Origin of the sequence: Paenibacillus jiangxiensis (assembly GCF_046098255.1) — a bacterium.
GTDB classification, from domain to species: domain Bacteria; phylum Bacillota; class Bacilli; order Paenibacillales; family Paenibacillaceae; genus Paenibacillus; species Paenibacillus jiagnxiensis.
Map to the genome: position 1 here is coordinate 216,544 of NZ_JBJURI010000006.1, position 7,803 is coordinate 224,346.

6 protein-coding genes are annotated in these 7,803 nt (G+C 50.8%); all 6 read left to right on the top strand.

The features are described from left to right. Window positions 1–83: 83 nt before the first annotated feature. The 6 genes from ACI1P2_RS08875 (at window position 84) to ACI1P2_RS08900 (ending at window position 7,415) form a co-directional block, all read left to right on the top strand. Complete coding sequence (locus tag ACI1P2_RS08875) at window positions 84–1,361, top strand: ABC transporter substrate-binding protein (RefSeq protein ID WP_355318831.1); 1,278 nt, start codon at window positions 84–86, stop codon at window positions 1,359–1,361. A 40-nt stretch (window positions 1,362–1,401) separates the two neighbouring features. Beyond that, the gene (locus ACI1P2_RS08880) at window positions 1,402–2,292 is read left to right on the top strand and encodes a carbohydrate ABC transporter permease (RefSeq protein WP_355318833.1); all 891 of its coding nucleotides are present in this window, start codon (window positions 1,402–1,404) and stop codon (window positions 2,290–2,292) included. A 92-nt stretch (window positions 2,293–2,384) separates the two neighbouring features. Continuing rightward, a complete protein-coding gene (locus ACI1P2_RS08885) occupies window positions 2,385–3,185 on the top strand; it encodes a carbohydrate ABC transporter permease (protein ID WP_408976180.1) in 801 nt (266 codons plus the stop codon). Window positions 3,186–3,198: 13 nt separating this feature from the next. Next, window positions 3,199–4,791 (top strand): DUF4127 family protein, encoded by a 1,593-nt coding sequence (locus ACI1P2_RS08890; RefSeq protein ID WP_355318837.1) that lies wholly within the window; start codon window positions 3,199–3,201, stop codon window positions 4,789–4,791. 78 nt (window positions 4,792–4,869) lie between these two features. Next, window positions 4,870–5,787 carry an ROK family protein gene (locus ACI1P2_RS08895; RefSeq protein ID WP_355318839.1) on the top strand — a complete coding sequence of 306 codons (918 nt, stop codon included), beginning with the start codon at window positions 4,870–4,872 and terminating at the stop codon, window positions 5,785–5,787. A gap of 47 nt (window positions 5,788–5,834) precedes the next feature. Next, window positions 5,835–7,415 carry an FAD-dependent oxidoreductase gene (locus ACI1P2_RS08900; protein WP_355318841.1) on the top strand — a complete coding sequence of 527 codons (1,581 nt, stop codon included), beginning with the start codon at window positions 5,835–5,837 and terminating at the stop codon, window positions 7,413–7,415. Window positions 7,416–7,803: the final 388 nt, after the last annotated feature.

Sequence of the window (7,803 nt, forward strand, 5' to 3'; positions counted from 1 at the left end):
TAATTTTGGGCATAAGAGGTTTTTTACCCATTTTATTACCTATGTGATCTGTAATCCAAAATTCAAGCTGAGGGGGTTGCACTGTGCTAAAGAAACACAGAGGCCTGCTGTTGACACTTTGCTGTATCCTGCTGCTGTCCATCATAACTGCCGGCTGCGGCGGAGGACAATCCGGGTCGACGGATGAGGCGGGGGATGAACACATTACGCTGGAGTTTTGGACGATTGCGCTCCAACCGACTTTTAACGATTACTTCAACACTTTAATCGCCGAGTATGAGAAGGATCATCCGAATGTCAAAATCGAATGGAAGGATTACCCTTATGATGCCATAACCGACAAGCTGTTGACCAGTATTGCCAGCGGCAGCAGCCCGGATGTGGTTAATCTCAACACGGAGTTCGCCAGCCAAATGGGCTCCAAGGGAGCTGTTGTCGATCTGAGTGAATATTTGAGCAATGAGCAGAAAGGCGCTTATTTTGAAGGTATATTTAATTCCACAGTCATCGATGGCAAGGCGTATGCCCTTCCGTGGTACACGGGTACCGAGGTGCTGTTCATCAATACCAAAATCGCCAAGGAAGCCGGACTGGATCCGTCCAACCCTCCAACGACCCGGGAAGAGCTGGCGGAGTGGGGGCGCCAGGTGAAGGCCAAGACCGGCAAAGCCGGCTACGCCCAGCAGCTTGTATCGAAGCTGTTTCCGATCGAGGGGGTTTCCATTTTGATGGAGGATAAAACGGCAGCCGCCTTTAATACACCTGAAGCGGTGGCTATGATCAATAACATGAAGAAGCTGATGGATGAAGGGGTAATCATTAAGGAAGACGCTAATTTTACCAAACAGATTCAGTATTACTCCGGGGAACAGACCGCGTTCCAACTGGGCGGGCCGACGTTCATCAATTTCATCAAAACAGCGGCTCCTGATGTGTACAAAAATACAATTGCAGTTCCGCTTCCAACAGGTCAGGGGGATCTGCGTCTTTCCAATTCGATGAATCTGGTTGTGCCTGCAAAGTCGGAGCATCCGAAAGAGGCGGTGGAATTTGCGGCATTTGTGACCAATGCGGAGAACCAGACGTCCTTCTCCAAGGCAGCCAATACGCTTCCGTCCACCAAGGCCTCCATACAGGACCCGTTCTTCAGCGAGACCGACGGTTCGCTTGAGGCCCAGGCGAAGGTTGTATCGGCACAAAGTCTTGCTAAAGCCACGGACTATATGGTGGGTGTGCCGAATGCGCAGGACGTGAACTCGGCTATTGCGCGCGGCCTGCAAAATATTCTATTGAACGGTCAGGATGCGCAGAAGACGTTGAACGAGGTTGAGCAGGAAGTGAACGGAATTTTGCAGCAGTAGTATTAGTCCATGATATCCGCCAAGCGGGAGGTGAACCGTTATGCATAAATGGCTGCGCACGGAGTCCTTTGCGGCCTGGGCGTTTATGGCGCCGGGACTGATTCTTTTGGCTGTATTTGTATTTTGGCCGATCATTTACGGGATTCCTTTGTCACTAACGAATTATTCGGTCATTTCGCGGACGGAATATGTCGGGCTGGATAATTTCAGGAAAGCTTTTGCAGACCGTAATTTCTTGATCTCGTTGTGGAACTCGCTTGTGTATGTCCTGATCGTTCCGTTTATTCAGGTTTTCTCCATCCTCATGGCTGTGCTTGTGAATAATACCCGTATTCCGGGCATCAAAGCTTTCAGAACGGCTTACTATATTCCTGTAGTAACGTCAATGGTGGCGGTAGCGCTGATCTGGAGCTGGCTGCTCGGCAACAACGGGGTTGTGAATTATTTGCTTACCAGGGCGGGAATCATCAGCGAGCAGGTCTACTGGCTGTCCAACAGCTCCACGGCGCTGTATGTCCTGATGTTCATCACGATGTGGAAGGGCCTTGGCTATTATATGATGCTCTATCTGGCGGGCTTGCAGAACATTCCGGCTGATTTGTATGAAGCGGCGCGGGTAGATGGAGCGGGCAGATGGCGGCTGATCCTGGCGATCACGATTCCGCTGCTCAGACCTTACATCCTGTTCTGCACCTTGATCTCATTAATGTCTGCTTTGCGGGTATTTGATGAGGTGTATATCCTGACCAATGGCAACGGAGGGCCCGGCACCTCCACGTTAACGTCGAGCCTGTATATTTTTCAAAAAGGAATGCAGCAGTTTGAGTTCGGCTATGCGTCGGCGCTCGGCCTGATCGTCAGTGTGATTCTCGCAGTTCTGAGCGTCATTGTGTTCCGGCTGAACAGGAAAGGCGGTGTCAATCCCTACTGATGGATACTACGAACCCGAAGCTTCGTACCGGTGAGCCGCCTTATTCCGGAACTGTTGTTAAGAAGAGGCGTCAAGTCAGAAAAACCTTTTACATGATCCTCATGTATGCCCTTCTGATCCTGCTCGCCTTGTTCATGACGGGGCCATTTCTATGGCTGTTCAGTGTATCTCTGATGCCGGGGCGCAACGTATTTTCCACCCCGCCTGCCATTTTTCCGACCTTTATTGATTTTGATAACTACGTGCAGGTATGGCAGTTCATGAATTTTCCGCAGTATGTCTACAACACGGTCATTATTACTGTCCTAGGCGTAGCTTTAAATATCATTTTGGCCTGTATGACAGGATATCCGCTGGCGGTATTCCGTTTCCGGGGCAGGAATGTCATTTTCGGCCTCCTGATTGCCACCATGATTATTCCGGCCTCGACCGCCATTATTGTCCATTATCTGACCATTCAGGCGCTGCATCTGGGCAACTCTTATTTGGGGGTCGTTCTTCCGTCCGCTGTGTCTGTCTTTAATATTTTTCTGATGAGGCAAACTTTTTTGAACATTCCTGCGGATGTAAGGGATTCGGGAAAGATGGATGGTGCCTCCGAATTTCGCATCTGGTGGCAGCTTGTGCTGCCTCTTGTAAAACCGGCTATCGCCGTCATTGCGCTGCTGGAGGTGATGGGGTACTGGAACAGCTTTATATGGCCGATCGTGATTTTGGATGATCCCGTGCTGTACCCGCTCGCGGCCGCACTGACTTATCTGAATGGCCAGTTTGCGTATAATTTCGGCTGGATTGCCGCTGGTACAATGATTTCGGTGCTGCCTATTATTCTCGTGTTTCTTTTTACCCAGAAGTATTATATGGAAGGCTTGGCAGGCGCGGTTAAGGGTTGAGCTTTGGAAACGGATGTCAAACCGTAGAGAGGCGGGTGGACTATACGTGGAGAACGGCAAACGCATTCTATTCATGCCGCTGGATGAGCGGCCCTGCAATTATGAATTTCCTTTTTTGCTGGCTAAGGGGACGGATTGTATGCCCGAGCGTCCTTCGCTGGATATAATGGGCCGTAAGAAAACACCAGGCGACACCGACCGTTTATGGGCCTGGTTGGAGCAGGCCGCTGCAGGCGCCCACGGGGCTGTTTTGGCTCTGGATACACTGCTGTATGGAGGCATTGTCCCTTCCCGTCTTCATGGGATGAACGGAGAGCAACTGCTTGAACGTTTGGGCAGGTTTCGCGGCTTGAAATCGGATCATCCTGAGCTTAGGATTTACGCTTTTCAGCTCATTATGCGCTGCCCGCAGTATTCATCGGCCGATGAGGAGCCGGATTATTATGAAGACTGGGGCAGGGAGATTTTCCGCAAAGGCTTCATCAGCCACCGCAAGGAGCTTGGGCTTGCCACAAATAATGAACTGGCCGAGCTGGAGGATATTGATCGTCGGCTTCCTTCTGACGTGTTGGACGATTATCTGGGACGTCGGGCAGTCAACGCGGCGCTAAACCGGGCAGCTCTGGAGCTCGTTGCGGAAGGAGTCATCGAATTTTTGATTATACCGCAGGATGACTCTGCTCCTTATGGCTATACAGCCAGGGATCAAGAGGAGATCAGGCGGCGGATTTCCGAACTGGGGCTGGAGCTTAGCGTATATATGTATCCGGGTGCGGATGAAGTGGGATGCACCTTGTTTGCCAGAATGGTAAACAAGGATACAGGCCGGATACCCCTGATCTATCCGCGGCTGTCATCAGTGCAGGGGGCTTTTGTTACTCCTTTGTATGAGGATCGTTATTTTTATGAGTCCCTGAAGTATCAGGTGTTGGCTGCGGGCGGGCTGATTGTGCCGTCTGCTGCAGAAGCGGATCTGGTGCTGCTCGTGAACACGCCGGGGGGCACCATGTCTGAAGCGTCTACGCAGGGGCGGCCTATGGCCGGATATGATGTCCTGAGGAATATTGCCGAGCTTGCCGAATTCGGGGGATACATGCTCTTCCATGAGGGCAAGCCGGTGGCTGTTGCGGATGTCGGGTATGCGAATGGGGGCGACTTGAAGCTGATCCGGCTGCTGCGCCAGAAAAACATGATGTTCTCCCTAGCAGGTTATGCCGGATGGAACACCAGCTCGAACACTCTGGGGACGGCTATTGCGCAGTCCATGCTGTTCCTTCACTATGGCTGCACCCCAGAGCATTTGAACTTCCTCGCACTGCGTTATGCAGAGGATGTCTGCTACTGCTCGCTCGTTCGCACGGAAATGAACAACGGAGTGGTTGAGGCGATGGGGTTGAGTAAATTCATGCTGGATGGGCAGCGTGGGCAAGCAGCAGCTCTGATCCGGACTAAACTGCATCAGGCGCTTGAGGAACGGATTAACGGAGAGGATGGCTGGGTGGAAATTACGGACTGTTACATGCCCTGGAACCGTACTTTTGAGGTTGGACTGAGCGTTAGCTATCATCCTGTGTCGGCAAAACATACCGCTGAGCAAACAGTTTGAATCTTGACAGAATTAGGGAGCAGTTTGCTTGAAAATGTGTGTAAGCCATACCGTCAGTTGCATAGGAGTGGATTAGGCATGACCAATAAGATCATTGGTATTGATATTGGCGGCACATCCGTAAAAGGGGCAGTAATCGGGCGGGATGGAACCTTGTTTGAGGAGTTCTCTTTTGCAACGGATGCCGCACAGGGACGGGATGCTTTGCTGCTCCGCTTGGTGGAGGGAATACGTCCACTGTTGAATATCTGGCCGGAGGTGCGATGGCTTGGAATTGCTTCGGCGGGCAGGATCAACTCCGATACCGGTGAGGTTGTATATGCCACAGATAATCTGCCGGGCTGGCAGGGGGTTCGGCTGTTTGATTGGGCTTGGGAGGCGTTTGGCCTGAAAGCAGCAGTTGATAACGATGCCAATGCTGCTTTGGTAGGGGAAGCTTGGTGCGGTGCAGGGACTTTCCGGGAACAGCTGGTTATGCTCACACTGGGAACGGGAGTCGGGGGTGCCTACATCAATAAAGGGGAGCTTTGCCGAGGAAGACGCTGGAGCGGGGGAGAATGGGGGCACAGCATACTTGTGCCTGGCGGGCTGCCCTGCAACTGCGGGAAACGCGGTTGTGTCGAGCAGTACGTGTCCGGGACCGCACTGAATCGGCGTGCCCGTGAAGCATCTGGAGGACGATATGCATCGGGGCTTGATTTGCTGGCGGCTGCACACCAGGGAGATCTTGTGGCACTGAAGGAGACCAAGGCATTTTTACAGGAACTCGCTGTTGTAATCTTTAACATTTACAGCACCCTTGATCCGGATGCAGTCATCCTTGGAGGAGGCGTTGCTGATTCGTCTGGTCTATGGTGGGAATGGCTCGAAGAAGAGCTGGATGGCTGTGATCCGGGAATGAAAATCCGCAAAGCCTCTTTGGACAACAAAGCAGGCTTCATAGGAGCAGCCAAATTGGCGTTTGACAAAGAAGACCATGTTTTAGGCGGTAAGTAGTCGATCCTTTAACAATTCATCATTTAAATAAGAATGGAGGAGGGGCCATGGACCAGCGGTTGTATGAAGCGGATATTGTTATTATCGGAGGCAGTCTCGGCGGAACCGCAGCAGCTCTGGCGGCAGCCAAAGCAGGCATGAAGGTGGTTATGACGGAGGAGACGGACTGGATCGGCGGACAGCTCACATCCCAGGCTGTTCCACCCGATGAGCATCGCTGGATTGAAAGCTTTGGCTGTACGGCATCCTACCGTGAATTCCGAAACAGGGTGCGTGATTATTACCGTGTAAATTATCCTTTAACGGAAGAAGCGCGTCAAAATCCAGTGCTCAATCCGGGCAACGGCTGGGTCAGCCGTCTTTGCCACGAGCCGAGAGTTGCCCTGCGTGTGCTTGAAGATATGATGTCGCCTTATATTCATTCGGGCAGGTTAAAGATTCTCTATCATACCAAAATACATAGAGCAGAAGTTTGTGGGGATATGGTTACTTCCGTTATTGTTCGTGATCGGAAAGGGGATGAAATCTTCCTCCGAGGGGCTTACTATCTAGATGCAACGGATTGCGGGGATTTGCTGCCGCTGGCGGGAGCAGAATTCGTGTCCGGGGCCGAATCGATTGCGGATACAGGGGAGCCGCATGCTTTGGCGGAAGCCAACCCGCTGGATATGCAGTCCATTACCCATGTTGCTGCAGTGGAGTATATTGAGGGCGGCAATTTTGTGATCGATCGTCCGGATAACTATTCTTTTTGGGAAAGCTACAAGCCCGAGTTCTCCCCATTTCCAATCTTGAGTTGGTATGCTTCCGACTCAAATGATATGACTAAAACGAAAAAGTTCACCATGTTTCCGAATAACTGCGGTGTCACGTCCCTGTGGGATTACCGGAGGATTTTGGACCCCTCCCTGTTGTGCAGGCGGCTCTATGATGGAGAGATCACTTTATTAAACTGGCCGCAGAACGATTATTATCTCGGCTCCGTTATAGGAGTGTCTTCAAAAGAAAGGGAATACCATTTGCAGTGCGCACGCTCCCTTACCCTATCCCTTATTTATTGGCTGCAAACCGAGGCTCCACGTTTGGATGGTGGAACAGGCTATCCAGGGGTCCGACTTTGCGGGAGAGCGCTCGGGACGAAGGATGGCTTGACCAAAATGCCTTACATCCGCGAGTCGCGCCGTATCAAAGCACTGTACACCGTTACGGAGCATGATGTAAGCAAGGAACTGCGAGGGGAAGCAGGCATCAAAAGATATAAGGACAGTGTCGGTGTGGGCAGCTATCATCTGGATCTTCATCCGACGACCGTATCACAGCGCTCCTTTTATATTCCGAGTTACCCTTATGAAATCCCACTCGGTTCGCTGATACCAGTCAGAATTAAAAACCTGCTCCCTGCCTGCAAAAATATTGGTATGACGCAAATTGCCAACGGGTGCTACAGGCTCCATCCTACAGAGTGGAATATAGGGGAGTCGGCGGCGCTGTTAGCGGCATATGCTATAGGCAGCAAACAATACCCGTATGAGATAAGGGAATCCTGCGAGCATCTGAACCGATATCAAGGGCTGCTTCGAGAGCATGGAGTGGAGCTGCACTGGCCTGACGATCTGGAAGGTGTTTAAGGCCAGTCAAATTCGAGAGGAAATTAGAGTTCCATAATTTTTGATAAAAAAATGTATAAAAAAGCTTGATTAAGGTAAGTTTATTGTGATATATTATTACGGCTGACATTGAAGCAGCAGTTGGCGAAAATGAAATGCAGAATGATTGGAATTGAAACTTTCGAAAAAAAGTTCTTGCAATTCACTGGCTGACATGTTATGATCTTATAGCTGTCACAAAACGACAGGTTATAAAGTTTGATCTTTGAAAACTGAACAACGAGTGAGTAGGTTTTACATCGTAAAACCGACCCGCGAAGCCATTTGGTTCGTGTCTATGACAGAATAAATGGCGGAGCGAACATTGAGATATTAATCTCGTCAGATTCAAATGAGCTTAATCGCTCTT